This is a genomic window from Pseudomonas sp. 2822-17 (assembly GCF_002742485.1).
Lineage (GTDB): Bacteria > Pseudomonadota > Gammaproteobacteria > Pseudomonadales > Pseudomonadaceae > Aquipseudomonas > Aquipseudomonas cyclaminis.
On record NZ_LJRZ01000014.1, the window covers coordinates 1 to 228 of the forward strand.

Sequence of the window (228 nt, forward strand, 5' to 3'; positions counted from 1 at the left end):
ATATATTTTTCCGAAGGGGCATCACTAACTGGCATTGGAATCTCTTCTGGAATCACGCCATTATCGCCAAAAACAGGCCAACCATCGTTCCAAGTAACTGGGATCAGCCAGGGTCACCGACCGACGGAACCAGAATCTTGAAACAGCATGGCATACCAACGGCCATCCGTCGTATCCACGATCCCACCTTGGGCTACGCCTTGATCATTTAAGTCATTTATACAAACT

At 47.8% G+C, this 228-nt stretch carries 1 protein-coding gene; it reads left to right on the forward strand.

What is annotated here, in order from left to right; all coding sequences use genetic code 11:
- Window positions 1-212, forward strand: a 212-nt coding sequence (locus AOA60_RS33165; RefSeq protein WP_218240445.1) for a hypothetical protein, incomplete at its 5' end; no start/stop codon positions are given.
- Window positions 213-228 lie beyond the last annotated feature (16 nt).